Annotated in this window: 22 protein-coding genes and 3 pseudogenes; 11 read left to right on the top strand and 14 right to left on the bottom strand. The window is 55.2% G+C overall.

What is annotated here, in order from left to right; translation table 11 throughout:
• Nucleotides 1-328 precede the first annotated feature (328 nt).
• Nucleotides 329-601, bottom strand: a complete 273-nt coding sequence (locus ACZ9DP_RS18725) for a hypothetical protein (protein WP_476203222.1) — start codon at nucleotides 599-601, stop codon at nucleotides 329-331.
• Nucleotides 602-620: 19 nt separating this feature from the next.
• Nucleotides 621-764 (bottom strand): annotated as a pseudogene (locus tag ACZ9DP_RS18720) (transposase domain-containing protein); the annotation flags it as partial.
• Nucleotides 765-888: 124 nt separating this feature from the next.
• On the opposite strand from ACZ9DP_RS18720, the gene ACZ9DP_RS18715 reads away from it, so the two are divergent.
• The 3 genes from ACZ9DP_RS18715 to ACZ9DP_RS18705 are packed head-to-tail and all read left to right on the top strand — an operon-like array spanning nucleotide 889 to nucleotide 4,048.
• The gene (locus ACZ9DP_RS18715; RefSeq protein ID WP_476203221.1) at nucleotides 889-2,130 is read left to right on the top strand and encodes a site-specific integrase; all 1,242 of its coding nucleotides are present in this window, start codon (nucleotides 889-891) and stop codon (nucleotides 2,128-2,130) included.
• Nucleotides 2,127-3,050: a tyrosine-type recombinase/integrase gene (locus tag ACZ9DP_RS18710; protein WP_476203220.1), complete on the top strand. Its 924-nt coding sequence runs from the start codon at nucleotides 2,127-2,129 to the stop codon at nucleotides 3,048-3,050. The genes ACZ9DP_RS18715 and ACZ9DP_RS18710 overlap by 4 nt, the downstream gene beginning before the upstream one ends.
• Complete coding sequence (locus ACZ9DP_RS18705; protein ID WP_476203219.1) at nucleotides 3,047-4,048, top strand: tyrosine-type recombinase/integrase; 1,002 nt, start codon at nucleotides 3,047-3,049, stop codon at nucleotides 4,046-4,048. The genes ACZ9DP_RS18710 and ACZ9DP_RS18705 overlap by 4 nt, the downstream gene beginning before the upstream one ends.
• Before the next feature lie 140 nt (nucleotides 4,049-4,188).
• Here the strand turns inward: ACZ9DP_RS18705 and ACZ9DP_RS18700 are convergent.
• The 9 genes and pseudogenes from ACZ9DP_RS18700 to ACZ9DP_RS18660 all read right to left on the bottom strand — a co-directional run.
• Nucleotides 4,189-4,554 (bottom strand): annotated as a pseudogene (locus tag ACZ9DP_RS18700) (IS66 family transposase); the annotation flags it as partial.
• A 31-nt stretch (nucleotides 4,555-4,585) separates the two neighbouring features.
• Entirely contained in the window at nucleotides 4,586-4,933 is a 348-nt protein-coding gene (gene tnpB / locus ACZ9DP_RS18695; RefSeq protein WP_476203218.1) for an IS66 family insertion sequence element accessory protein TnpB, read from the bottom strand.
• A complete protein-coding gene (tnpA, locus tag ACZ9DP_RS18690; RefSeq protein WP_476203217.1) occupies nucleotides 4,930-5,301 on the bottom strand; it encodes an IS66-like element accessory protein TnpA in 372 nt (123 codons plus the stop codon). Before tnpA ends, tnpB begins: the two co-directional genes overlap by 4 nt.
• Before the next feature lie 51 nt (nucleotides 5,302-5,352).
• Nucleotides 5,353-5,721 carry a transposase gene (locus ACZ9DP_RS18685; protein ID WP_476203216.1) on the bottom strand — a complete coding sequence of 123 codons (369 nt, stop codon included), beginning with the start codon at nucleotides 5,719-5,721 and terminating at the stop codon, nucleotides 5,353-5,355.
• A 117-nt stretch (nucleotides 5,722-5,838) separates the two neighbouring features.
• Nucleotides 5,839-6,108: a hypothetical protein gene (locus tag ACZ9DP_RS18680; RefSeq protein WP_476203215.1), complete on the bottom strand. Its 270-nt coding sequence runs from the start codon at nucleotides 6,106-6,108 to the stop codon at nucleotides 5,839-5,841.
• A gap of 211 nt (nucleotides 6,109-6,319) precedes the next feature.
• Nucleotides 6,320-8,755 carry a glycosyltransferase gene (locus tag ACZ9DP_RS18675; protein WP_476203214.1) on the bottom strand — a complete coding sequence of 812 codons (2,436 nt, stop codon included), beginning with the start codon at nucleotides 8,753-8,755 and terminating at the stop codon, nucleotides 6,320-6,322.
• A gap of 296 nt (nucleotides 8,756-9,051) precedes the next feature.
• Complete coding sequence (locus ACZ9DP_RS18670) at nucleotides 9,052-10,746, bottom strand: HAD-IIIC family phosphatase (protein WP_476203213.1); 1,695 nt, start codon at nucleotides 10,744-10,746, stop codon at nucleotides 9,052-9,054.
• A gap of 255 nt (nucleotides 10,747-11,001) precedes the next feature.
• The gene (locus tag ACZ9DP_RS18665; RefSeq protein ID WP_476203212.1) at nucleotides 11,002-12,216 is read right to left on the bottom strand and encodes a hypothetical protein; all 1,215 of its coding nucleotides are present in this window, start codon (nucleotides 12,214-12,216) and stop codon (nucleotides 11,002-11,004) included.
• 93 nt (nucleotides 12,217-12,309) lie between these two features.
• Nucleotides 12,310-12,596 (bottom strand): annotated as a pseudogene (locus tag ACZ9DP_RS18660) (hypothetical protein); the annotation flags it as partial.
• 425 nt (nucleotides 12,597-13,021) lie between these two features.
• Here ACZ9DP_RS18660 and ACZ9DP_RS18655 point away from each other — a divergent pair.
• The gene (locus ACZ9DP_RS18655; RefSeq protein WP_476203211.1) at nucleotides 13,022-13,954 is read left to right on the top strand and encodes a hypothetical protein; all 933 of its coding nucleotides are present in this window, start codon (nucleotides 13,022-13,024) and stop codon (nucleotides 13,952-13,954) included.
• A gap of 77 nt (nucleotides 13,955-14,031) precedes the next feature.
• Here ACZ9DP_RS18655 and ACZ9DP_RS18650 read toward each other — a convergent pair whose 3' ends face one another.
• The 3 genes from ACZ9DP_RS18650 to ACZ9DP_RS18640 all read right to left on the bottom strand — a co-directional run bounded on the left by ACZ9DP_RS18650 (nucleotide 14,032) and on the right by ACZ9DP_RS18640 (nucleotide 18,392).
• Entirely contained in the window at nucleotides 14,032-16,110 is a 2,079-nt protein-coding gene (locus tag ACZ9DP_RS18650) for a glycosyltransferase family 2 protein (protein WP_476203210.1), read from the bottom strand.
• A gap of 427 nt (nucleotides 16,111-16,537) precedes the next feature.
• A complete protein-coding gene (gene traR / locus ACZ9DP_RS18645) occupies nucleotides 16,538-17,242 on the bottom strand; it encodes an autoinducer-binding transcriptional regulator TraR (protein WP_476203209.1) in 705 nt (234 codons plus the stop codon).
• A gap of 244 nt (nucleotides 17,243-17,486) precedes the next feature.
• A complete protein-coding gene (locus ACZ9DP_RS18640; RefSeq protein ID WP_476203208.1) occupies nucleotides 17,487-18,392 on the bottom strand; it encodes a LysR family transcriptional regulator in 906 nt (301 codons plus the stop codon).
• Nucleotides 18,393-18,561: 169 nt separating this feature from the next.
• Here ACZ9DP_RS18640 and ACZ9DP_RS18635 point away from each other — a divergent pair, with 169 nt between their 5' ends.
• The 7 genes from ACZ9DP_RS18635 (at nucleotide 18,562) to ACZ9DP_RS18605 (ending at nucleotide 24,986) form a co-directional block, all read left to right on the top strand.
• A complete protein-coding gene (locus tag ACZ9DP_RS18635) occupies nucleotides 18,562-19,473 on the top strand; it encodes a nucleotidyltransferase and HEPN domain-containing protein (protein ID WP_476203207.1) in 912 nt (303 codons plus the stop codon).
• A 195-nt stretch (nucleotides 19,474-19,668) separates the two neighbouring features.
• Nucleotides 19,669-19,917 carry a hypothetical protein gene (locus tag ACZ9DP_RS18630; RefSeq protein WP_476203206.1) on the top strand — a complete coding sequence of 83 codons (249 nt, stop codon included), beginning with the start codon at nucleotides 19,669-19,671 and terminating at the stop codon, nucleotides 19,915-19,917.
• Between the two features lie 239 nt (nucleotides 19,918-20,156).
• Nucleotides 20,157-21,197 (top strand): ABC transporter substrate-binding protein, encoded by a 1,041-nt coding sequence (locus ACZ9DP_RS18625; protein WP_476203205.1) that lies wholly within the window; start codon nucleotides 20,157-20,159, stop codon nucleotides 21,195-21,197.
• Between the two features lie 8 nt (nucleotides 21,198-21,205).
• Nucleotides 21,206-22,087 carry an ABC transporter permease gene (locus ACZ9DP_RS18620; RefSeq protein ID WP_476203204.1) on the top strand — a complete coding sequence of 294 codons (882 nt, stop codon included), beginning with the start codon at nucleotides 21,206-21,208 and terminating at the stop codon, nucleotides 22,085-22,087.
• A 15-nt stretch (nucleotides 22,088-22,102) separates the two neighbouring features.
• Nucleotides 22,103-22,906 (top strand): ABC transporter permease, encoded by an 804-nt coding sequence (locus ACZ9DP_RS18615; RefSeq protein WP_476203203.1) that lies wholly within the window; start codon nucleotides 22,103-22,105, stop codon nucleotides 22,904-22,906.
• The gene (locus ACZ9DP_RS18610) at nucleotides 22,903-24,000 is read left to right on the top strand and encodes an ABC transporter ATP-binding protein (RefSeq protein WP_476203202.1); all 1,098 of its coding nucleotides are present in this window, start codon (nucleotides 22,903-22,905) and stop codon (nucleotides 23,998-24,000) included. The genes ACZ9DP_RS18615 and ACZ9DP_RS18610 overlap by 4 nt, the downstream gene beginning before the upstream one ends.
• Nucleotides 24,001-24,116: 116 nt before the next feature.
• Complete coding sequence (locus tag ACZ9DP_RS18605) at nucleotides 24,117-24,986, top strand: TauD/TfdA dioxygenase family protein (protein ID WP_372432150.1); 870 nt, start codon at nucleotides 24,117-24,119, stop codon at nucleotides 24,984-24,986.
• Nucleotides 24,987-25,013: the final 27 nt, after the last annotated feature.

The following is a 25,013-nucleotide window of genomic DNA, read 5'->3' as shown; positions in this document are numbered from 1 at the left end:
ACAGACATAGAAGTTCACATCCTGAGCTAATTACTGGATCGCTCTGAGGATCGGCTCGGCTCACCCAAGCAACCCTCGGAAGACCAGTGTAGGCCGAGCCGCCTCTGCCACGAAGACGGACATACGGTCTTACCGATGTCGCGCTTCTTCTCGTCATAACAACGACGACGCCGTTCCTTACCAAGAACTTCGGCACGCACCATAAACCTCGTCTAAGACACGTCGCTAACGACGTCGTTAAACACGTGTCTTACCCCATCACCCCGTAGTCCGGAAGGCGGTGGCAATCGTCGGTTACCGAGTACCCTTCCGGTGAAGGCCGCAGCAGCTACGGCTCCGGCCGTGTGGTAGCGGCAGGCTTGGGTGGAGCGTCACGCATTTCTCTGCGTACATTGACGATGTGCTGAAGATTATCGATACCGTCTTCAGTGAAGACGACGATGGCTTCGCTCAGTTCAGATGCCGGATAGGTGTCGTAGGCACTCAAACGTCCATCTTCTGAGAACATCTCGATGGAGCAATCGTGGAGAAAGTCCTCGTCCTCGTCGAGCATCTCAGCCACATATTTAAGGGTGTAGAGCGTGGTGTTGCGGTATCCCATCGCCGATCCAGTCCTTTGATCATGCCGCCTTTTCGGCAATCGGCCCCAAGGCCGACCAGTTCCAAGGGAGCAGTTGCTCCAGCTTGGTGATTGGGGTGTCGGCGATGCGGGCGAGCACGTCGGCAAGCCAGGCTTGCGGATCGATATCGTTGAGCTTGGCCGTTTATGCCGACCGTCGAACTATGCCGATTAATCAAGTTTTTGCCAACGTTTTCTGTAACATAGCGGTAGCCGAATAGGCATAGCGTAGGGTCTCTCCGTCGCAATTGACGCGAAGGAGAGGACACATGAACGCAAGTGACTATTTGAAGCGCAGCGCACTGTATCGGAAGCTAGTCTACGGTCCATATCGGGAGTTTGCGCGCGTTTACGCCGCCAAAATGTCGAACGAAGGCTTGGGTCGGCAATGCACCTGGCGCTCGCTGAGCCTGTTTCGAGACCTGATGGACTGGCATGTTGGCAATGGACATGATCCGCAGGATTTAAGCGAAGTTCATGTCGATCGTTTTCTTGAGCATCGTTTCAAACACTGGAGTCCCGACACAGGCGACCGATCGGCGCTCCGACGCTTGCTTTCTGCTCTACGGCAAGAGGGCTTAATACCAGCCGCCCTCCCGGTTGAGCGCACAGAGCACGAGCAGATTGTCGATGTATTCGCGGCATATCTGTCGAATGAGAGAGGGCTCGCCGTCTCGACGGTGAGAAGCCACAAGCTGCTGTCACATCGATTTCTGCGGGAGGTCTGTCCTGCCGGCGTAGATGGGTTTGCAGCGCTCACCCCGGAGATCGTCATCGGTTATGTCGAGCGACATGCGCTCGATGGCTCCGCCGACAGTGGCAAAGCCCTGTGCGTGGTGGTACGTGCCTTCCTGCGCTACTTGCATTTGAAGGGCTTCATTTCGACGGCGTTGGCCGATTGCGTGCCGTCCATCCGCCGCTGGCGACTTGCCGGCCTTCCAACATTCCTGCCGCCAGAGAAGGTCCAGAAGGTTCTCGATGCCTGTGATCGAACGACGGCAATGGGTTATCGGGACTATGCGGTTCTGATGCTCCTGGCCAAGCTCGGTTTGCGCGCCAGCGAAGTTGCCACCCTCAATCTTGACGATATCGACTGGCAGTCGGGCACGATTCTCGTGCACGGTAAGGGGCGGCGGCAAGCGATTATGCCGCTACGTCACGACGTCGGAACAGCTATCGTGGCTTATATCCGGCATGGGCGGCCCGCTTCAGCGTGTCGGCGCGTTTTCTTGCGAACACTTGCGCCGCACGTGGGTTTTGCCTCCGGCTGCGCCATCACGATGATCGCGAAGCAAGCACTCGAACGGGCAGGCATTGACGGCTATGCGCATCACGGTGCCCACCTTTTCCGCCACAGCCTCGCGACCGACCTTTTGCGGTCGGGCGCCAGCTTTGCCGAGATCGGCCAACTGCTCCGCCATCGAAGCATCGACAGTACAAGGATCTATGCCAAGCTCGATATTGAGAAGCTGCGTGAACTGAGCCTACCCTGGCCGGGAGGTCTCCAATGAGCCGGCTTCGCACTGCGCTCAAGCGCTATGTCGGCATGCGCCAAGGGTTGGGATACAAATACGACGGTCCGGCACGACGGTTGGCGGCATTCGTCACCTTCATGGAAGCCCGCGGCGCCGATACCATCACGACTGACCTGGCAATGGAATGGGTGACGTTGATGGGCCGACAGCCGAGTTGGTCCATCCGCCTGGCTGATGTGCGCTGCTTTGCCCAGCACCTCACTCATTTCGATCCTCTGACGGAAGTGCCACCAAGCGACGCTGTGCCGCCGGCACGGCGGACAAAGCCCTACATCTATAGCGAGATCGAGATTCAGGCGCTTCTGGCGGCAGCACTTTCGCTGCCGCCGGCCGGTGCCCTTCGACGCTGGACATATCACTGCCTGTTCGGACTGATAGCGGTGGCCGGACTGCGCCATTCCGAAGCGCTCGGCCTGCTCCGGGCCGACGTCGATCTCGACCAGGGCGTCCTCACTATCCGAGAGACAAAGTTCGGCAAGTCACGGCTGGTCCCGCTGCATGCCACAACAATCGGTGTCCTTTCAGACTATGCCGCCCGACGCGATGCACACCTTGGTACGCCGCGCAGTCCCTATTTCTTCGTCGCCGAACAGGGCGGCAGATTGCTGCATCAATACGTGCATCGCGTGTTCTGGCGACTATCCCGGCAAATCGGATTACGGCAGGAGGGGAATCGCGATGGCCCACGGATTCATGATCTTCGTCACCGTTTCGCCGTCCAGACCCTGATCAACTGGCATCGCGCTGGCGAAGATGTGGAACGCGAGCTGCCGGTTCTCTCGACCTTCCTCGGCCATGCCAATGTTCGCGACACCTACTGGTACCTGTCCGCCGCGCCGGAACTGATGAACCATGCCGTACGGCGATTGGATAAGCGCTGGGAGGTTCGGTCATGAGACGCACAAACGACCTGGCCGTGCTGATCGAGCGGTGGTTCACAGATCGGCTCATGAAGCATCGAGGTGTAAGTTCCAACACCATTGCCTCCTATCGCGACACCTTCAGGCTCCTGTTTGCGTTCGCACAGACGCGCCTTGGGAGATCCCCATCTCAGTTGACACTGCGCGATTTGGACGCTCCTTTCATCGGCGCATTCCTGGAGGATCTTGAGACGAAGAGATCCGCCTCGGTGAGGACCCGGAATCTCCGCCTCACAGCCATCCGATCTTTCTTCCGATATGCGGCGTTCGAGGAGCCGGCACATAGCGCCCACATTCAGCGGGTGCTCGCGATCCCCAGCAAGCGATGTGACAAGCGGCAGCTTCAGTTTCTAACCAGGCTCGAGATTGAAGCGATCCTGGACTGCACGGATCGAAGCACGTGGCTGGGACGCCGCGATTACACTCTGCTATTGCTGGCTGCGCAAACGGGGCTGCGGGTCTCGGAGATCATCGATCTTGACCGAGACTCCGTAATGCTCGCCCAGGGTGCGCATGTGCAATGCGTCGGCAAGGGCCGTAAAGAGCGAAGTACGCCGCTCACAAAGGTTGCACAGCAAGCCCTCCGGCGTTGGCTCAAGGAACCAAGGAAGCGAGGCGCAACGGCTCTCTTTCCGAATATGCACGGTGGCAGGCTCAGCGCCGACGGCGTGCAGGCACTTCTGAACAAATATGTCGCCAAAGCGCGCGAGCACTGCGTCTCCCTTCGCTCAAAGCGGGTATCGCCCCATGTCTTGCGGCACAGCGCTGCCATGGAGTTGCTACAGGCGGGCGTCGATTGCTCGGTCATTGCCCTGTGGCTGGGCCATGAGGCGATGGAAACGACGCTGACCTATCTTCATGCACATCTTGAACTAAAGGAATCCGCGCTCGCAAAGCTGAAGCCGTACGAACGCGCCAAGGCCGAGCGATTTCGACCAAACGACTGGCTTCTGGAATTCCTGAATGCCCTCTGAGCATGAGAACTATGCCGAGTATCAATGACAAGTCTCCAACCGAAACGGCGAGAGAAGCGCGTTTCAACTGGTATGTTGGAAGAGGTGCTCGGCATAGTTCGACGGTCGGCATAAACGGCCTTATGCCGCGCGCGGCATAAGGCGGTCATGATCAGCGTCGCCATGAAGGCGGCGCGATCCGCACCCCGGTCAGAGCCTGCAAAGAGCCACGCTTTTCTGCCAAGAGCAAAACCACGCAGCGCCCGCTCAGCAGCATTATTGCTGAGGCAGATCCGGCCGTCCTTGAGGAAGGACGTGAAGCCCTCCCAACGCTTCAGCATGTAATCGATGGGCTCGGTGACCGGTGAGCTGCGCGACAGCTTTGTTCGTTCAGAACGAAGCCATTCCTCAAGCTCGTCGACGAGAGGACGACTGTCTTGTTGCCGTCGCGCCAGCCGTTCACCGGCAGATAAGCCATTGATCTCGCGCTCGATGTCGAACACCGCGTCGATGCGGCTGACCGAATCATATTCGCTCCCGTCATGCCAGCGGTTTTGCTCATCCAGCCGACGTCGGCCGCCAGGTTTTTTGCGGCATCCGCCAGTCGATCCCTTCGAGCAAATAACCAAGCTGCGCCGCTGTGATCACCACCGTTCCGTCGGCTGCCGACGGCCATAGGAACCGTCCGCGCTCGAGCTTCTTGGTGAACAGACAAGCGCCCTGCCCATCATGCCAGATCACCTTGATCAGCCCGCCTTGACGACCGCGGAAGCAGAACAGATGACCACTATGCGGATCGCGCTTCAACGTCTCCTGCACCATCAATGCCAGGCCGGGGAAGCCTTTCCTCATGTCGGTATAGCCGGTGGCAAGCCACACCTTCACACCACTCGGAACCGGGATCATCGCCGCTCCACAACATCGAGGATCCGAACCAGGGCTTCGGTGTCAATGTCACTTTCGACGCGAATGCGCCGGCTGCGGCCAAGCTCGATCGTCACGAGGCTCGTCTTCTTGCGCGACCGCGCCGGCGGGGCCGTTTCCACAGCATCAGGCGCTGGCAAGGTCGCGACAACTTCGACAGGGATAAACTGTGAGACTGAGGGTGCCGATACCTGGCACAGTTCCTTGCGCCAGCGGAACAACTGGCCGGAATGGATACCAGCCGATCGCGCGATCTCCGATACGCTGGCTCCCGGCTCAAACGTTGCCGCGACCAGCCGCTCCTTTTCTTCCCGAGACCAGCGCCGACGTCGCTCGACCGATGTGATCACCTCAACAAGCTGCTTTGATATCCCTAGTGCTTGCACTAGGACTTGCAGTCTTCAGCCCTCTTCAGCAAGGCGGCCGTCACCGTGGGGATACGTTACCGATGACCTCGGGCACGAAACTTCGTTGACCGCCGGCGCGGCAGCAGTCGTCTCGACAACCATCGCCGCGAATTCCACGGCATCCTCGGGCGCGGGCAAAACCAGCTTGCCCTGCCGCGCCATCGTGCGCCAAGATGATCGATGGTTCGGCTTCAGCCCATACCGCTCCGCTACCTCATTCACCGTCACGTCCGGCCCCAAACTCTCTGACACGATCCGCGCTTTGACCTCAACCGGCCAGTGCGATGCCCTCACGCCCAGCTTTTTCCGGTCGTGAGAACCTCCAACGCAGTCTCCATGGAGAAACTCCCTTCGTTCATCCATCTAGGAACAACGTAGGGGCAGAACACTGGTTACTCCAAGCTGAAGCAGGTTCTCAAAGCTATGGAAGACCCTCAGAAAGCAGGGCAAGAGCGTCGACACGGATCTGCGCTATCCTCGCTACCGAAGGCCGATCAGAGCGAGAAATCGTTGCCAAAGCCAATTCGCTGGCGAGAATGTCAGACGCTTTGCACCGAGCGTATCGTATCCTGCAGCCGTTAGATAGAAGTATCGCACGCCATCTCGTTCGCGATAGCGGATGTAACCCATATGTACGGCCTTCACGAGCGCTGGGGTCATGTCAGAGTGCCAACCAATATCGTGGGCTGGCACGTTCTCCGCGCCAGCCGCATAAAGGTACCGCAGCACTTCTTTGAGGTCATCGCTCATGCGCTGTCTTACTGCCCAGCAGGCGAATTGCAAGCAACATAAGCCTTGGCGAGCCTGGCTAGGATGTAAGCGTCCGATCAGGCGGCTTTCGGCATGATCGACAGGCTCCACGGCAGTAGTTTCTGCTCAATACGCCGCCGATTGACATGGTAGTGACATGATGAGATCCGCCCCCGGCATCAGTCTGAAGAAACGTTTCATCAGTTGCGCGTCATGAAGCCTTCAAGATAGACATGGACATTTGATCACGCGTATTCCACAGATCGTCGATCGGTAGGTCCATCAACTTTTGAGACAGAAGAGAGGGGTTTGTCGATAGTTCAAACGGTATGATTACTCCCCAGTCTATCGAGGAAACACGTTCCGCTTGAGCGCCGAGGTCGAAAACCACGGGAGGAATCTTCTTTTTGAGCGCCATCGAGAGCGTGTAGCAGAATGTTTCTGGCCATATGCTGGGGATGAAAAAAAGATCGGGTTTAACAACGTCGAGCTGGTGCAAAGCATCTTCTTCTGATGCGTAACGTCCCCATAGTGACACGCCTTGTGTCGATAGATAATGATCGTCATTGCTGTAGCCAATTAGATGATAATCTATTGGCAACCCTTTGTTTTTTGCATCGGTTGCCAAGCTTGCAAGTACATCGCTACCTTTGTGGTTACCGATCGCACCGACGACCGCTACTCTTATTCGACCGTCGCTGGGACGACGAACGGCTACATCCGTTTCTGGAAGATGATCATCATGCGGCATGACCTGAATCTGGAGAGATGGAAAGACTTCCTGATATATCTTCTTCGTCGACTCGCTCGGGACTTGTACGGTCACTCCTTTAGCGAAGAACTCAGAATATACCTGCAACCGCTCGTTCGGATCACAAGCATCAAAGCTCCCCGAGTGATCCTTCATAGTGTTCCACTTTTCTCGCGTCTGGAGATCTGGCACGCCAGCGAATGTACTGTCGGGCCGAATCAACTGATAGTGGTAACTGATAGGAGAATAGTCGTGGCCAATGAACGTGGTGGGATGGTTGAGCTGGCCGAGCGCCTCCAAGAATTGCCTTTGCCAATGCCATTGTAGGCCAGCGAAACTGTTGACGTGAAAGAGCGACGGTGACAGATCTGTTAGTATTTTTACGAGAAAATCCCATTCTGTACGCATATCAATGCCCGCCAGATTAGGGATGAATGGGCCACCCTCAGGACTCTCAATGGTGGCGTAATGAAGATCATGAACACGTAGCGTCACACATTTCTGGCCACTTGCCTGCAGCTCTTTCCGAAGATGAGCCAAGTAAGTATCAATGCCGCCAGACCACTTATGGGTGATCAGCAACGTGCTGCCCTTGCATGCGGACACAAGTCTCGCTAGATCAAGATTTCGCCGCATGAACAGTTCGGGATCGGCTCGAACATGACTCCTGACCAAGCGACTGTAGTTTGGATGCTTGTACTCTAAGTTCAATTGACCTTTTGTGAAATTCTCCTCTCTAATTGCTGAGAAAGAAACGGAGCCGGTATGGAAGACAAAGACGTCACCAGCAATGATGTTAGTCATTCCTGCGTTTAGTGCTCTCATGCAGAAGTCGTTCTCTTCACCGTAACCGACTTTGAAGGCTTCCTCATCGAGCGGTCCGATCTTATCAATCGCGGAGCGCCTCATGTAAAAGCAGAAACCGACGCCTGTCGGAGTTTCAACCGACAGGCCGGAATTTACCTTGGCTGCCAATTGATCCAAGGCTTGAGGTGTTAGCTCCAGCGCGTGATAATTATCCCGATCGTACATGGGATAGCTACAAATCGTTGCATTGTTGGATAAAGGAGTGATTGTAGCGACCTTACTATTATCATCCGCGTGTTTGATCATTCGGCCAAACCAGCCAGGGAAGACGTAAGCGTCAGAATTCAAAAGCACCACGTCGAGATCGCCCGACAGGTTCTTCAATGCATAATTGACGGTTTGGACAAACCCACGGTTCGTGGGGCTATCAAAATAGTCGAATAGGTTTTTGCGTGCCAATTCAGCAAGTTTCGCGGAGAGTCGCTCATCTGGGCTTTTGTCATTGACAACCAGCAAGCTGTATGGGTCACCGTTGCGTGAATGGAGAGCGTGGAAAATGGCGGCAAGCGTTTCTTCATATCCCTTGTAGACGGGAATTATCACAACCGTGCGGGTTTTCTCAACGCGTCTCGCATGCTGCAAATCTTCCCATGCCGATTCCTCAGGAACCGAAGGCACAAACCAGAGCCTATCGCTGATTGAATTGGCTACCTGGCCAGCTTTCTTGCCTTTTTTCCAATAATGAACCAACGGAAATTCTTGCCGGCCTATGCTTTTGTTCCGTTCGAGATAATAGGCTGGGTCAAAGAACTTAGAAGGTGAGCGGCCCTCCTTCCATCCCCAAAGCAGGTAATGGAAATAGGGGTCAATCCCGTGAATCCGGACGTCTGAATTGGCTGAGAGGTAGAATTGAGCGTCGAATTCCGACTCCATCGCATCGGAGACATCGCGAAATTTGGATGTCGTACCCATCAACTGCTGTAGAGCTTTCCCCTTTTCATCAGTCGGATTAGCATCGAAGGCAATGCGGAGATCTTTGTAGGCCTTCCAGGTACTCTTGGGCTTCGGAAGGAAGCCGGCCTTCCGCAATAGTGATCTTGTCGGCTTACCGGCACGTTTTAATATCGATCGCAAAGGTCACCTCAGCATGAGTCGAAGAATTTCTAGAATGGTCAATCAAATCACCGCATAAAAAGCAACAGCCAGCACGCAGAAATTGCACTTCGGATCATAGCTTTCAGCATGCTAGGAGGTTAAGGAGAGACCACCATACCCTGAATCGCCCGTACATGCTCTTATTCATCGCTTATGGCTTGCAACCCGACTCCCGCGCGACCACTGTCCGAACAGTGACGAATTGTAATTGCGGACATTTCGAACGCAGGTCACATCGGCTCCAAGAGCTTCAGCGACACGTGGCTTTTGCGCGCTCCACGATGGGAACCAAGCTCATATGTTTCTCCCCCAAGATGCGCAAAGCCATAATTCGGGTAAAGTGAGCGGCATGGCGTATTGGACTCAGTCTCAATCAGCGTAGCATTGATGGACGCGGAGCCGGTTTCTCTCTTTATATTGCTTACGATGAGATCGAGAACGGTTGTCTCGATATCCATGCCAAGGACACGGCAACTCATCACAAACTGAACGATAGTGTTACGCTTCACAAATACTACGCCTACCGTGCCGTAATCTGTAAATTTATCTGTAACTCTAAATGCAAAGATGGAGCCGCCTTGAGAGAAAAACCTAGAATAATCCTCGGTGGACCAGCGCGTGCCGGTAGTATTGAATTGATTGGTCTTGTTTACTAACTCGAACACGCGATTGAACGAGGGGCTCTGAATGCCACTGACTGGCCAGATCTCGACCTGAGTATTCAGGCTTTGCAAAAACTCTTGATGATTCAAAGTCGACTTAGCTTTTTCTCGATCGACTTGGGCCTTTAGCATTTCTTCGCGTCGGGTCGATTCCGATGTTAGCTTTGCAGTCTGGGTTTCCGGTGACCACAACAGAATCCGCCTCGTCAAGAAGGGGTTGGAGCCGATGACACGAATACCGGGAATTTGAGCGCTTACGGATTCGCGTTCGACGGGGTTGTCATCGACAAATACAACGCTCCTCGCCGTCAATGAGAGTTGCTGCATCGTCTCTTGAATATTATCGGCCTTTGGCTTCCAATTAATCTTGGGGACAAGGAAGTCATCGTACCTAAGGAAGCCAAGAGTTGCCGCTTTCTCCCAATTCGCCCTTACGTAGTCTTCGTCGTTCTTGGAAGCGATTGAAACCATTATGCCGCGGCGCTTAAGGTGATGGACCGCTTCCCACAAGCCTAAAGGCCATCCGTCCGCATAAGGCCACCTAAGCCCAGGCTGATAGTGCTCCACGAGTTGCCCGCGCCATAGCGTGTTATCAAGATCAAAAATGACCAGCTTCACCATATCGATCTGGTGAACCGTTCGATACAGTGCTTCTATCTGCCGAAAAACCGCACCGAAGAACTCCGGTGTCTTGTTCGGATAGAACTCTTCGAAATCTGGGAGACTGTCTATGCGTCCCGGCTCTGGCGCCGTCCAGTGTGGCATTCTCTCGTGACCGGTCCAATCTGTATAGACCACGGATCCATGCGTGTAGAAGTACAAGATGTCGTCGAGGAAGTAACGCTTCCCGATCGAGTTTGCGATAGCGTCGATATCGGCGATGTATACATTAGCTTTCATCTTAAGTGCATCAACGAGATGTCGGTTTAACTCACGCACGATATGCGCGATATCATCGCTTTCGTTCGACTGCGAAAGAGCAGCGCTTGTCGAACCCTGAGGCACAATGAAATTAGATACCAGGGTGAACAAACCGGTCTGATTGCTATAACTCAGTACCTTCTCTAACATGATGTCCAGGTTGTGCTTGGCGTGAGAAATCCAATCTACACCGGCTTTGTCGGCATCGGCCAAGCGCACTATGCCATCCCCCAGCAATGAACGAAGCGGCAACTGGATGTATTGGACATCATAGTCGCTCAGCTCATCGCTAGTCTTTTCAGGCAGTTCAACGGCGTTGTTGAACAGAATGTGGTCAACCATTGTCTCCGGCCATTCGTGTCGAAGACGGCGGCAGTATGCCTCCGAGAGACAAGAGCCGATGAATAGTATCTTTCTAAAAACCGTTGGGGTGGCCTGTAGATCAGAAGGGAACAGAAAGTCAGACGTCTGCATTGAGCTCCAAATCCAATTTTACGATTTGCGCGGTCTTTACCGCAAAGATAAGTTTATGGCGATAGGCACGGACGATAGACCACAGCGAGTGGCCCCCAAGCCGGCCTGTTTAACACAAATTCGCTAACAGATATTTTGGTAACTCCGCAAAAACGTCGCAAGACGACAGGATGTCCAGTCTGACAGATCGAAATAGGTTTCAATATCGCCTGGAAGTGGCTGAATCGCGCGTGTCACAAACTCCGGCTCATTTACGCATGATTGAACAGAGTAGCTGTATCTGTTTGACAAAAAGGCAAGTAATGAAGCAGCGGCCGACCAAGGCAGTGGACTTGTCTCGCTCAGACTTTGAACCGCGTTCTTAGTGAACGCCGTAAATTGATTCTGCCCTAAACTGACGACCTTCTTTCCGTGAAAGATGCCCTGCACGGAGAGCGAGGATGAGATAGATATCACCGCATTAACGTGGGGGAGAAAGAACTCGCCCTTTCCCGATATTAGATCGCGCGGCGGGAACCGGACGTTCGAAAAATCGCCCTCTATCACCTGGCACAAGGTCTCTGGCACGCTTTGATCCGGATGGAAGACGGGCACAATCATCCAGTCGGTTGGGATCTCCGCTGCACATTGCATAATCATCTGATCGATCGGACTGCTGCGCCACGAAGCTTCGTAGGTTGGCCAGTCTGGCGGTTGCAGCGCGAGAAGAGCGATCTGCTTGCCTACGCAGTTTCGCTGTAACCAATCTTCTATGTAAGCTGTCAGAGGGTTCGCAAGGAGAGGGGCAACGATCTCGCTATTCCAAACTTCTCCGATGCCTTCGACCTGTTGTCTTGACAGTGAAAGGTCAATTATCCGTTCTTTGAATAGGTTCGGAAGGCTGTTCACCTGATGCCCAACTGGATCCATAAAAAAGCTGATGGCGCCATTCATTCGCGGAAAAGGGCTTAGTTCCCAAAAGAGTATTCGGCCGGCAAAGAGTTCCTCAAGGTATCGGTTTTGCGTGAAACTAATTATCACATCAGCTTGAAATTGATTGTCTACCTCAATCACGCGGTCGCGTAATGCAGCGTTCGTAAGTTTTGGTTTTCCATAAAGATCTCGCGCATATGCGTGACGGTCAAAGCTGAATGCCTCTAGTAACGCCCTCTGATTATTCGGGAAACATTCACATGGTGTATCTTTAAGATACTTTTTTAGTTCGGCACATAGCGTGCTACTGGAAACAAATCCAAAAAATATACCCGGATTCAGCGATATGATTTGCGCGATCCATGTGACCCACGTCGCAACAAATAGTGGGTCTAGTCGAAAGGTGACCGGCTCGATGTAAAACAATACGCGCAGGTTTGCGACTCCTTATAAATGAAAGACCAAAACTAAAACGGTCTCGTCTGCAGCGATTGGCATTGCATCTTCCGCCCGACATTCCTTGTCCCGCATCAGCCGATCGGTGGCCTTGTCCCAATGTTGCGTCTCAGCCAGCGCCTTGGAATTACGTGTACCAGGATGTCGTACTCGGAGCCTTTATGGTGCGCGGCTCGTCGAGCCAGGTGCCGCGGGCATAGAACCCGGATGACATTCGACATCCGGCCACGCTTCTTGAAGGCCGCCGAGCTGCCTGACGATGCGTCCGTGAATTCCTCGCGGATGATCGCAACGACACGGGCAACCTCGCGCTGCTTTTGCTCCGGCAGATGTTGAAGGGATGATCGCATGTGCCTATCGATAGGACAAAGACGATTCGCCGTCTACTAGGGGAGAGACTTCTCAGCTTTATAAACTGGCTCGCAATACCTGCTCCGGATCGGGCGATAGCATATTGAAGAATGCGGTTTTATCTTAAGTTGACAAGCAAAGCTCCGAAGGAGCTCGCCGAAATTCGGGGCCACAGTGATTTTTGCCGAAGGTGCCGTTATTTATCAGGTTCCGGATTGCGGACCCAAGGCTCGACAGCCTATCAAGGGCTGCCAAAATCCTCGTAGGAGATTTACGCCGCTTGTTAATGAAACTGTTTCCGCGTCCCCTGACTTTGCGCCGAGATGGCTATCAAATGCCAGTCAGGCGAGTACTCGTATTGACTAGAGGCCCCAATCCAACCTTTACATATTATCTCGAGAGTCGACTCGCTGAGCTCGGGGACGTGCCGTATGTCGTCCGTTCAATCGACGGCGATGAACTCTCCGGCCTCGACACCACCGGGCTGTTTGTGGTTATCTGCCGTTACATAAGGCATTCACAAATTTCTTGGCTTGCACGACATCGCAATACCCTCGCGGGGGTTGCATTGCTGGTCGACGATGACATTGTCGGCACTGTCGTCGACAAAAGTGCTCCATTCAAATATCGGGCCAAGCTCGCGCGCCTTGCGTGCTTTCCGTTACTGCAATTAAACCATCTTCTTTCTGATCTCTGGGTTTCAACGCCGGAGCTACAGCAAAGGCTCACCGATGTCAGGTCCACTACGCCGGTCTTGCTGGAGCCGGCTCCACTCGTTTCGGATCAAAGCCCCACGCTTAAAGAAAAAGACGAGCGCATTAAGCTTGCCTTCTACTCTACAGGCGCTCATCGTGCCGAGCATCTTTTCCTGAGGGACATCGTACGCGACGCGCTAGCTCGCTATCCACAGGCATTCTTGGAGATAGTAGTAACATCCTGGACGGAGGCAATTTGGACCGAGAGCGGCATCAATCCCGATCAACTTCGGCTTTTGCGACAGATGAGATGGCCAGATTTCAAGATCTATACGCAAACGGAAGGTGCCGATATATTGCTAGCTCCGCTTATGCCCGGTCGAGTTAATGACGCGAGATCGGACACAAAGCGGATCGACTGCTTCAGATTGGGCGCGGCAGGCATCTACTCGCGGTGTGAAGTATATGGCCGCAATCGCCATCCCGATGAAATTTTTGCCGACAACACTGTGGATAGTTGGCTGGAAAACCTTTCTCGGATGATTGAGGATAAGTCGCTTCGCGAATCCAGCAAGGATGGTACCCAAGCGGTAGTCAGGCTGATGGCATCTCGAGCTGCTGCCGGGCTGCCGCTGCCTCTTCAAGGCGCTCGCGGATCGTGAATGTGGTCATTCAACGAGTTGCCTATGCTGCATGCCGTCCGGTGGCCAAGCGCCTACCAGTGCCGTTGAAAATGTCGTCACGAAGCCTCGCCTGATGCGAAAGAATCACGATGATATGCCCTTACCCCAGCGTAGATCGGTTGCGCTACCAGCACCTCGCTGCCTCCGCGCCGCATCACATTTGGATTATCAAAAGGGTCGGCGTCAAGTAACGTTCCCCAGCGTTCTGCCATCGACTGCTCCTCCGCGGCTTGCTGCGCACGCTTTCCCGCACTCGCGAAGGCGCGACGCGATACGGACTCACGGTGAAGGAGCCGAGCCTCGGGCGTCCATACGATCCGCAGACCCTTAGCTCTCAGCTTCAAGCAATAGTCGACGTCGTTGAAAGTGACTGCAAGTGATTTTTCGTCCATGCCGCCAACTGCCTCCCATAGGCTGCGGCGTGTCAGTAGGCAGGCTGCTGTAACGGCGGCGACGTCACGGCGCAATTCGAGGAAGCCCTTATTGCGTCCATCCTCTGTATTCAAGAAGTGAAAGACGTGACGCGCCACTGAGCCGTCGCCGAGGGCTACGCCCGCATGTTGCACGTGGCCATCTGGAAAAAGTAGTAGGGCACCAGCGGCACCAACGGCAACGTCCTCCAGTTCATCGCACAGCGCACAAAGCCAGTCAGAAGACAACGGTTCAACGTCATTGTTGAGAAGTAGTATTTTTTCATGGTGTGCTATGGCGATGCCGTAATTGCACGCGCGTGAAAAATTGAATTCACCAGGCATCTCGAGGCGACGAATTCGCGAGGCAATGTCCGATCGCGCGAAAAGGTCGAAAGTCGCCTGCTCACGGCTGTCATTGTCAACTACTATGATATCAAGTTCCACTCCCTGCGTACGGTTCAGGAGACCATCGAGGCAGGCGGCAAGTAGATCTGCCCGATCCCGAGTGGGGATGACAACGCTGACCCTTGGCACCGGATCGCGTGCCGGCGCTTTTGTCGCGCAAACAACTCGTGAAAGCCTGTTCGCGCGATGCATGAGAATAAGCGGCACGTGCAGCACTGCATCGCGCTCTCCAGCGGCCAGAAGCACTAGCGGGCTAGTTGCCATCTTGAAATCAGCTTCCGCCGGCAGTGCGGCGAGGCGTAGCATAGCGCCTTCAAGCGGCAAATAGCCTGCCTCTGCGAGAGGCCGGTTCCAAGCCGGCTTGAAGAGAGGATCCCTACGTCGACCTCCGCCAATGCGGTCTTCATCACAATAAACCGCAACAGCGTCAGAATTGGCGGAAAGCGCTTCTGCCAGCGTTTCAAGGGCGAAGGGATGGAGCACCATGCCCAACGGCAGACGAATCCAAAAATGGCTTTTGCCGGCAAGCGCAGAAACTTCAAACGACTCGACCTCGCGGAATGTTCGCAAGGTCTGGCGCTCCAGGCTGGCCCGCGTTGCAGAAATCGCAGCATCATGCTCCGCACTCGTTCTAAAAACGCCGCCCTCAATGGTGACCAGCACCTCTGGAGAACCCGCGCCTCCGATATTCATATTCCTGCCGCGAATTAGGGCGGTCTCTTGGGCATCAACCCACTTCCGATACTTGGGAGAATAAAGCGTTTCGATACCCTCTTTAAAGCGTACCCTCACACCCTTTCTATTGCCGCAGAAGAGAAGTCGTCCAATGTCGAAAAGCATACGCGGGCGGACGCAACAAAGCCGCAAAGCGGCCTCTACAAAACCAAGCGGTCGGAGTCGTACTTGGAGCCGATCTACATCGTCAGGGCTTACGGTTATCTCGTCAGGAATTAGCATGATAGCTAAAAGTCCTCTTGGTACGTAGCCGAGGAACTGGCCCCGGCCATCGCGATCCGTCAGAAATGACCGAACTCCTGGATTTGGTGCCCCAGCTTCCCGGATGAAATAAACACGGGGCCTTCGGCCGAGCGAGCTGCCCGAGCCGGAAACTGAAATCAAAACTGGCCGCGCCGAGAGCCGCGCGGCCGCCTCTCCTGAGGCAATGGTGATCCAGCGCCCGGTGTGGCCTAGCTCCGTCGATTCCACGCCCACGCGTGATAAAATCGAGTCGAGTTCTTTCTCACTGGTTCGGGGATCTTCCGCACTCTTTCGATTTCCACGGTCGCGGACTTCAATCGATTTCTGGTCAGGGCTCATCGAAGAATCTTGTCAAATCGTTACAGATGCGCATTGGGACGGTCTTCTATCACTGAAATCCATGCAGTACGATTTCAAATCCAAACGAGAGTGGGTTTATAGTAATCTCAACCATGAGGGAATGGCGCTAAGCAGCACGAACAAAGGGGACCAACCTCGTTGCGGCATAACGCGTGAGTCCCTCGGCTTCAATTTGATTGTGAGACAAGTTTCGTCCGATCGACAGCGTCGCGAACCGCAGAACCCGATTTCATCCTCAAGCAATGTGCGGTAGCTGCAAGACACGCATGCGATGGTGTCGTGCCCGGCGCTCACGCCTACAGTGTTCCTCCCGCATCTGGGAACACGCGAACTGCACGTCATTCGCCGCGTCGCGCAAGACCCGTCCGGCGAGGTTCTTGCCGGCATGCATCTTCACCTACGGCCGTCATATCAGCTTCAGCTTCGTGGCCAGAGCTGTTGCCTGCGGCAGAGTGCCCGCGTCCAAGGCTTTACGAGCTTTATTCAATTGAAAGTTCACATTGCTGTAGGTCATATTCTCGATGGTAGCCATCGCTCTCATAGACTTGCCCTCGGCCGACCATTTCAAGAGTTGGACTTGTTTCAGCGTCAGTCGAATCCTCGATTCTGCGGTCGGATCAAACTCCGCTTGCTCAATCCTTGCATGGAGCTGTGCGACAGCCATTGCGGCGGCAACCTGATCTATCTCTCGAGCCAGGGAAATGGACGGTTTATGCGAAGCAACCGTCAACATTGACACGCGCCCGAATGCCGTTGCAACAGGAACGGTAATGCCAGATCGGATACCGAAGTCGGCGGCATCCGTATAAAATCGCCGGATCGGCTTTGACGCGCGCCTTTTTGAGATTTCGGAGGACCAGACAAAAGTCCTCATCGTGGATTTGGCGATTGCGACGATAGGATCGATCTCGTCCAACTTGTTCGTGAAGTATCGCTCCTGCCAGTCGGCAGGATAGTTAGAAAAAGCAGAAGTACCGCTCGGCTGAACGTTGAGGTAGGCGTAATAGTCGAAACCGAACTCCCGGGTGAGGCCGGACAGCGCGTCCTTCAACATCTCTCTGGTTCGCGCCAAAGCCGAAATATCAATTAGCTTTTGAAGCCAGATCTTCACCTTCTGAACTCCCTGTATCATCCGCCAACAGACGTCCGCGTTGTCGACGGAAGTTGAAGTAGTGGAAACTGTTGGTCGCTCTCGATCAAAATGTCTTGACGATTAGCGGATCGGCAAAGACACCCTTGTCTGATCGACTCCGCCTGTTTCGACTTCCGCGAGTAGGCCCGCTATTCTTTGCCTTTTTCTGCGTTCTCGGCAACCGTAGATTTCAACAGGCTACGTCAAGCCATTGGTAGCGTCTTCATCTTGAACCGCTTGCTCGGGGTGCTGATGCAAGCGATCGGGCTATCTCGACTATCTCGTCGCGGTTTGCCGTCGGATCTTCCTTGTTCCAGGCGAGTCCCAAGCCGATTGTGAAGCTCATGTCCTGCACCTCACGAAGTAGAAATGATCGATTGGGCAGATCCTTCGTCCATTCCGGAACGAAGCCTACGCCTATGCCGGAAGAAACCAGTGAGACGAGTGAGAGCGTGTCGTCGCAGCTGCAGGCAACGTTATCGAGAAGCCCATGCTTCCTGAACTGGTCGAAGAAGAACTTTTCCGTGTAGGAGAGATTGGAACGGGAAAAAGAAATGATCCTCTCCCGTTTCAAATCGCTCATTGTGACTTTCTCTGCCTCTGCAAGCGCGCTGCCAGCCGGTACTGCGAGGAAGTACCGTTCATTGGCGATGCTCTGCCAGCGCAGCGACCCGATGTTTTCGACCGGCCGGATGAAGCCCAGGTGCACACGACCTTTTTCGATATCGCGGACAATCGCATCGGTGGAGCCGCTGCTGATATGGATCTGGATATCGGGGAATCGCTTGCCAAGCCTCGTTAGAAACTGTGGGAGGACGCCGAACGTGGCGGGATAGATTGTGCCGATAGTGATCCTGTTGACATCCTTGCCGGCCACGGCTTGGACGACGGAGGAGCTGTTTTCGACCTCTTGCAGGATACGGATGCACCGCTCGTAGAAGACTTCGCCGGCTTTCGACAGCTGAACTCGGCGGGTTGAGCGGATGAGGAGCTGAACTCCGAGCTCCTTTTCGAGCGTCTGGATTTGAAGGCTGAGGGCTGGTTGCGCCATCGACAACATGGCCGCTGCCCGGCCGAAGTGCAGTTCCTCGGCTAAAATTGCGAAACATCTGATCTGACGCAGTTCCATTCGCGATCCTCTCTGCGCGTACCTCCGGTATCGGTCGTAATTCGGTCGCGCCCACGCCCTAGATCATCGATTAATAGCGCATCAAGATCAATCCGCTGCTTTTTAATACCGCACTTCCTATAATTTCCAGTAGTGGACGGCGAATCGTCTTTGGCCTATCGATGGACGCATGCGATCGTCCTTGGAACATCTGCCGGAAAAAAAGCAGCGCGAGCTTGCCCGCGTCGTTGCGATCATCCATGAGGAATTTGCCGATGCGTTGTCAGGCACGTCTGCCGCCTTCAAGAAGCGCGGCCGGATCTTAAAGATCATCCTGTTTGGCTCGCATGCGCGCGGCACCTGGGTCGACGAGCCACACACGATGAAGGGCTACCGCTCCGACTATGACATCCTCGTCATCGTCAATTCCAAGCAACTGGCAGAACCGCAATACTGGGACAGGGCGACCGATCGGCTCATGTGGGATAAAGAGGTGCAGACGCCGGTCGGGCTCATCGTCCACGGCGCCAGGGAGGTGAACAACTTCCTGGCCGACGGCCGGTATTTCTTCGTCGACATCCTGCGCGAGGGCATCGTGCTCTATGAGCTCGACGACCGGCCGTTGGCCGAACCGAGAAAGCTCTCCGCCGTCGATGCGTATAGACTGGCGAAGGAGCATTTCGAGGATCGAATACCCCATGCCAGGGTTTTTCTTAAGACCGCAGCCTTTTGCGTGAGAGAGCAAGACCTCAAGGAGGCAGCGTTTCTGCTACATCAGGCAATCGAACAAGCTTACTCAGCCTTCTTGCTCGTACGCACCAATTACAGCCCACCATCACACAATCTGAAATTCCTGCGGGGACTGGCTGAAGAACAGGACCGCCGGCTCATCGACGCCTGGCCGCGTGACCAGCACCGCTATGCCGCCTGGTACAACATCCTCAACGAAGCCTATGTGAAGGCGCGCTACTCGAAGCACTTCGAAATCACTGAAGAAGCGCTTGGCTGGCTGCTGGAGCGGACGGAGCATCTCCATCAAACTGTCGCGTCCATCTGTAGCGAGCATCTGGCTGAACTGGAGCGCGCAAGCGATGGCAGCTGACCGCTGCGCCAATGGCAGGGCTTCCAGAAACCAGCGGACAAGAATATTTTACTTCATCTTCAGCGGGAAGTGATTTAAGATTCAACTTAGCCGACATGCAGGATGCATGTGCTTCCGGACAATGCGATCTCGACTTCGCTGTGAAAACCGTCCGGCCACATTTTTCTTGCGCCGGACTCTCACAGGAGAGTCTCCATGTCGAAGCTATTGGAACATAACCCAGACCCCTCATTCGGGGCGGATATGCAGCATGACGTCGCGGTAGCGGCGGCCGTAGAACTCGCTATGGAATTCTACGGCTGCGATGCGGTAACCGCCGCGGCGAAGCGCGCCATCGAGGCAAGGCACCTCGAGCGCGAAAGCCACTTCCGGTTCTGGGTGAATGTCTTCAAATCCCTAAAATCCAACCCACACCTGGTCGCGGACATCTGCCATTCGGACTGACGATGCGGCTGCATAGCCGCTTGACGTCGCGCGCGCCGTCGGGGGCGCCGAGCGCCGTTTCAGCGCGCGCTTCGATGGTCCGACGTACACGGTTCCATTCCGCGTTGCTGCGCACCGCCCGCGGCGAAAGATAACGCCATTGATATGAATTTCATATCAATGGCCACGAAACAATATTGGAAATTTCCCAATCGCTCGGCGCAATGTCGCCGGATCGACAACTATCAAAGGGAACAGCCATGAAATTTTCAATGCTCAGCGCGACTGCGCTCGCATCGCTGGCGTTGGCCACATCCGGCAGCGCCGAAACGCTCGTCGTCAACAGTTACGGCGGCCCCTATGAAAACATCATCCGCGAACGGATCATTGAACCCTTCGAGGTCAAGTTCGGCATTGACGTCCTTTACGATGCGGTCGGCTCGGCGTCGCAAGATTATGCAAAGATCAAGGCCGCCGGCGGACGGCCCGGCTTCGACGTCGTCGTCATGACTGCCTCCCAGTCTCTCGATGGATGCAAGGAGGGCCTCTTGGAGAAATTCACACCAGAGACCGTTCCCAATCTTGCACGTCTGTCTCCAGCGATTGCAGCCGTCGCCGGGCCCTGCGGCGCCGTTCACGAGGTGCAGTATCTCTCGCTGCTCTACCGCAAGGACAAGCTACCGAAGGCGCCAGATTCCTGGTCCGCGCTTCTCGACGAGAGCCTCAAAGGGAAGATCATCCTGCCGACCTTCCAGAACATCATGGCCGCCTACCTGATGGAGGTCCTCTCGGTCGCCAATGGCGGCGACCTGCTCGACAACGTCGAACCCGGCTTTGCCGCCATGGCAAAACTTGCCAAACAATCGATCGGTTTTGAACAGTCCTCCTCGGTCATGGAAACCTATATCAAGGACGGCCAGGTCTGGGCCATGCCTTTCTGGAATGGGCGGGCCCAGCTTCTGGCCGATAGCGGACTGCCCGTCGACTATGTTCTGCCGAAGGAGGGGTCGATTCCCCTTGTCGCCACTCTGAACATCCCCAAGGACGCCGAGAACCGGCAGGCGGCACTCAGGTTCGTGAATTTCTTTCTCGAAAAGACGAGCCAGGAGGCCTGGGTTACGGGGTACAAGGTCGGAAGCGCAAGGACGGATATCGACGTTCCCGTCGACATCCGCGCCAAGCAAATCACCACTGAGGCTGATCTGAAGGCGCTCCTCCTGCCCGATCTCGGGGCGGTCGCCACGCGCTTGTCAGCCTGGGGCAAACGCTGGGAACGCGACGTCGTCGCCGCAGCCGAGTGAGGTGGATCATGGCGACGATTGCTTTCTCCACTCCGCAACGGCCAACACGCATCGCCTTTCCCTTCAAGGTGTTTGTGCCGCTATCATTGCCGGCGATCGTGTTGCTCCTGTTCTTCGCAGCCCCGATGGGTCTGATGCTCGGCCTCAGCTTTCAGGACCAGGAGACCGGCACCTTCACGTTGGCGAGCTACGGACGCTTCTTTAGCGACGAGCTTGTACTTGCGGGCCTCGGACGCACCGTCGTGATGTCGGGATTGGTCGCCATTTCCGTGACGATCCTGGCCTATCCCCTCGCCTACTATCTTGCACGCTCGACATCACGCTGGCGAACGCTCGTCTTTGCTCTTGCCATCGCCCCTGAGCTGGCAGGCGTGGTGCTTCGGACCTATGGCTGGCTTGTCATTCTCGAAGATCGGGGCTTTATCAATTCAGCATTGATTTGGACCGGACTGATTTCCGAGCCCTTGCCCCTGTCGAAAAACCTGTTCGGTGTCGTGGTGGGGCTGACGCATGTGATCTTGCCATTTGGCGTCCTTTCTCTGCTCACGAGCCTCCAGGGCATCAATCCAAATCTGGAAAGATCGGCTCAGATCCTTGGCGCCTCGAGACTTGCAGTCATCCGCCACATCGTCCTGCCGCTTTCTGTGCCGGGAATCGTAAGCTCGCTCCTGATCGCCTTTACGATGGCGGCAAGCGCCTACGCCACCCCGGCCCTCCTCGGCGGTGCTGCCTTCAAGGTCATGGCCACGATGGTCTACGAGCAAGTGCTCTTCTACATCGACTGGTCCTTTGCGGCGGTCATGGCCAACGTCCTTCTCGCCATGATGCTGATCTCGGCTTTTATCGGATCCAGGCTCGAATCCCGCCTTCAACAGAAACTTCACCTGTAGTCTCGGGAGACTTCAATGAACCGATTGCTCACCATTCTGTTCAGGGCATCGCTGATTGCAATTCTTGCATTCATCACCTTGCCGCTCTTGGTCGTTGTTGCAGCGTCCTTCAGCCCTACGTCAGCCGTCACCTTTTGGCCGGGCGATTGGACATTTCAGTGGTATCCGGCGCTTCTGGAGAGCCGCTGGCTTGATCCCTTTCTGCTCAGTGCAGAGCTGGCGATCATCGTCAGTCTCGCAAGCGGTTTGCTGGGCGTCCTTGCAGCCTACAGCGTCGCTTATCAGAAATGTCCGGGCAACGCTGCCATCATGTCGTTCCTGCTGTCGCCGATGGCTGTGCCACAGATCGTCAAGGGTGTTGCGATTGTTCTCTTCCTGTCGTCGGCCGGCCTTTACAAGCTGCTCGGGACACCGGGGCTCGTCATGGCCCACATCGTCCTCACCATGCCATATGTCATGCGCATGGCGGCGACCGCGATGTTCAATTTCGACAAGCGGTTAGATCGGGCCGCCCGCATTCTTGGCGCGGGACAGGTCCAGCGGATCAGATATGTACTTCTGCCGCTGATCCGCTCCGGCCTGTTCTCAGGCATGACCTTCGCCTTCATCATTTCGTTCAATAATATTCCGTTGTCTGTCTTTCTCGTGAGACCCGGACAGACGACGCTCCCGATCGCCGTCATCAATCATCTCGAATACAGCCTGGACCCGGTGCTTGCGGCAGTGAACGTCGCATCACTCCTCTTCGTCCTCGGCACGATCATCGTTTTCGAAAAGATCGGCGGGTTCTCCGCGCATTTCCAAGGGGGTAGCAAATGAGCAACAACGATATCGAGCTTCTTTCGGTCAGCAAGCAATTCGGCGCCAACTGCATCGTCGACGACATCAACCTTGCCGTTCCGAAAGGCAAGTTCGTCAGCATCCTCGGCCCCTCCGGATGCGGAAAGACAACGACGTTGAATATGATCGCCGGATTCGAAAAACCCTCGAGCGGAGAGATCCGCATCCGCGGTCGCAATCAGGCAGGCGTCCGGCCGGAGGCTCGCAAGATCGGGCTCGTCTTCCAGAACTACGCGCTATTCCCACACATGACGGTCGCGCAGAATGTCGGTTTTGGCCTCAAAATGCAGGGCAAACCACGCCAAGACATCTCTGAGGAAGTCGCGCGCGCCTTGAAAAGCGTTCATCTCGAGGGCTTCGAAAAGCGCTATCCCAAAGAGCTATCGGGCGGTCAGCAGCAGAGAGTGGCGGTCGCCCGTGCCATTGCGCCGTCTCCCTCTGTCCTGCTTCTCGACGAACCGCTTTCCAACCTCGATTTGAAGCTTCGCGAGGCCATGCGTGTCGAGTTGAAGGAAATCCAGCAAGAGCTCGGCATGACTTTCGTCTATGTGACGCATGACCAGGAAGAAGCGATGGCGATGTCCGACCGGATCATCGTCATGCAAGGCGGTGTCGTGGCGCAGGAAGGTTCGCCGGCGGACATCTACAATCAACCGAGAACATCCTTTGTGGCGGACTTCATAGGCAAGTCCAATATCCTGCCGGTTTCGGGTCTGGATGACACTGCAATCGATGACGCGTGCGTGCGTGTATTGCTCGGAGAAGCAAACCTCCCGATCATCGCCGCTTGGCCGCAGGACCTCGTTCCGGGCAAGGCCCGGTTCTGTTGCATAAGGCCCGAGGCAGTCAGGCTTGCAGATGCGGCAGGCGCCATGGATGGGCCAGTGAACCTCCTGACGGCATCCGTCCAGAAGGTCGTCAACCTCGGCGCCTATCTGGAGGCCTGGTTGTCCGTGAATGATGAGACGACGTTAAAATCCATGATCCGCTCCACGCGCCTGGACATGCTTTCTGTTGGCAGTCGCGTTGAACTTGCCATTGCCCATTCCGCGGTCCAGTTGCTCGAGCAGTAACTCGATTAATAGTAATCCAATATCAATAGTGAATAATTGATATTGGATATCTCATCGAACCCTTGGCTAGACTTCATGCGATCCCAAGTCCGGGATCTCCTAAAGGAGGCACAAGAATGCTCACCAGAACGAAGGTTTCCGCGGTCCAGAACTCTAACAATGTCTGCGCCGACATCGTTGGGTTCGACTTCTCCAACTATGACGACAAAGACATTGCCGCAGTCCGATCATACTGGCTGCAATACGGCGTTGTCCGCTTTCGTGCAGCCCACATTACCGATCAACAGCAGGTGGATTTTTCCCGTCATTTCGGCGACTTTGTCATCCATCCGAAGCAGTTGCAGGAAGGCGGACACCCTACGCACCGTGAGATCCTGGTAATCAGCAATGTGATGAGGGACGGCAAGCCAAGCGGCGCGCTCGGCAACAGCGAAGCAACCTGGCATACCGATACCTGGTTCTACGAACGTCCGCCGGCAGGAGCAATCCTCAGAGCGATCGAAGTCCCTCCTTCCGGAGGCGATACATATTTTCTGTCGACCTACCGTGCTTACGAAACGCTTCCCGACGAACTGCGCAAGGCTATCGATGGACGTCAGATCTTCTTCCAGAACGTCTATGACAAAACAGGCAAACTGCGCCTTGGAAAATCCGAGCCGAAGAGCCGTGATTTTCGCGAGTGGAGCGGCGTCGTCCATCCCCTGGTCCGCACCCACGGCGAGAGCGGACGCAAGGCTCTCTACCTAGGCGGCACGTCTGAAGGATCCTGGATCGTCGGCATGCCGCTCGACGAGAGCGTCGATCTGATCACAAAGCTCTGGGAACACGCGACCGGTAGTGCCGCCCAAGTCTTCATCCAGAAATGGGAGGTGGGCGACATCATGATGTGGGACAACCGCTGCACGATGCACCGGCGCGACTCCTTCGATCCGAACACCATCCGCATCATGCATCGGACGACGACAGCCGGCGAACGTCCGATCTGACGCACAATGACAGAGACGATCGGAGTT

It is taken from the genome of Rhizobium sp. USDA 4016 (assembly GCF_056279705.1).
The sequence above is the reverse complement of the archived record's forward strand: the minus strand, read 5'-3'. Positions and strand labels throughout refer to the sequence as shown.

Coding starts and splice junctions, on each gene's coding strand:
- ACZ9DP_RS18605 (WP_372432150.1), top strand. CDS start 24,117: ATGCTCACCAGAACGAAGGTTTCCGCGGTCCAGAACTCTAACAATGTC.
- tnpB (WP_476203218.1), bottom strand. CDS start 4,933: ATGATCCCGGTTCCGAGTGGTGTGAAGGTGTGGCTTGCCACCGGCTAT.
- ACZ9DP_RS18650 (WP_476203210.1), bottom strand. CDS start 16,110: ATGAGCCCTGACCAGAAATCGATTGAAGTCCGCGACCGTGGAAATCGA.
- ACZ9DP_RS18715 (WP_476203221.1), top strand. CDS start 889: ATGAACGCAAGTGACTATTTGAAGCGCAGCGCACTGTATCGGAAGCTA.
- ACZ9DP_RS18610 (WP_476203202.1), top strand. CDS start 22,903: ATGAGCAACAACGATATCGAGCTTCTTTCGGTCAGCAAGCAATTCGGC.
- ACZ9DP_RS18725 (WP_476203222.1), bottom strand. CDS start 601: ATGGGATACCGCAACACCACGCTCTACACCCTTAAATATGTGGCTGAG.
- ACZ9DP_RS18685 (WP_476203216.1), bottom strand. CDS start 5,721: ATGGATGAACGAAGGGAGTTTCTCCATGGAGACTGCGTTGGAGGTTCT.
- ACZ9DP_RS18640 (WP_476203208.1), bottom strand. CDS start 18,392: ATGGAACTGCGTCAGATCAGATGTTTCGCAATTTTAGCCGAGGAACTG.
- ACZ9DP_RS18615 (WP_476203203.1), top strand. CDS start 22,103: ATGAACCGATTGCTCACCATTCTGTTCAGGGCATCGCTGATTGCAATT.
- ACZ9DP_RS18630 (WP_476203206.1), top strand. CDS start 19,669: ATGTCGAAGCTATTGGAACATAACCCAGACCCCTCATTCGGGGCGGAT.
- ACZ9DP_RS18670 (WP_476203213.1), bottom strand. CDS start 10,746: ATGGTTGACCACATTCTGTTCAACAACGCCGTTGAACTGCCTGAAAAG.
- ACZ9DP_RS18680 (WP_476203215.1), bottom strand. CDS start 6,108: ATGAGCGATGACCTCAAAGAAGTGCTGCGGTACCTTTATGCGGCTGGC.
- ACZ9DP_RS18710 (WP_476203220.1), top strand. CDS start 2,127: ATGAGCCGGCTTCGCACTGCGCTCAAGCGCTATGTCGGCATGCGCCAA.
- ACZ9DP_RS18625 (WP_476203205.1), top strand. CDS start 20,157: ATGAAATTTTCAATGCTCAGCGCGACTGCGCTCGCATCGCTGGCGTTG.
- ACZ9DP_RS18635 (WP_476203207.1), top strand. CDS start 18,562: ATGCGATCGTCCTTGGAACATCTGCCGGAAAAAAAGCAGCGCGAGCTT.
- ACZ9DP_RS18705 (WP_476203219.1), top strand. CDS start 3,047: ATGAGACGCACAAACGACCTGGCCGTGCTGATCGAGCGGTGGTTCACA.
- ACZ9DP_RS18620 (WP_476203204.1), top strand. CDS start 21,206: ATGGCGACGATTGCTTTCTCCACTCCGCAACGGCCAACACGCATCGCC.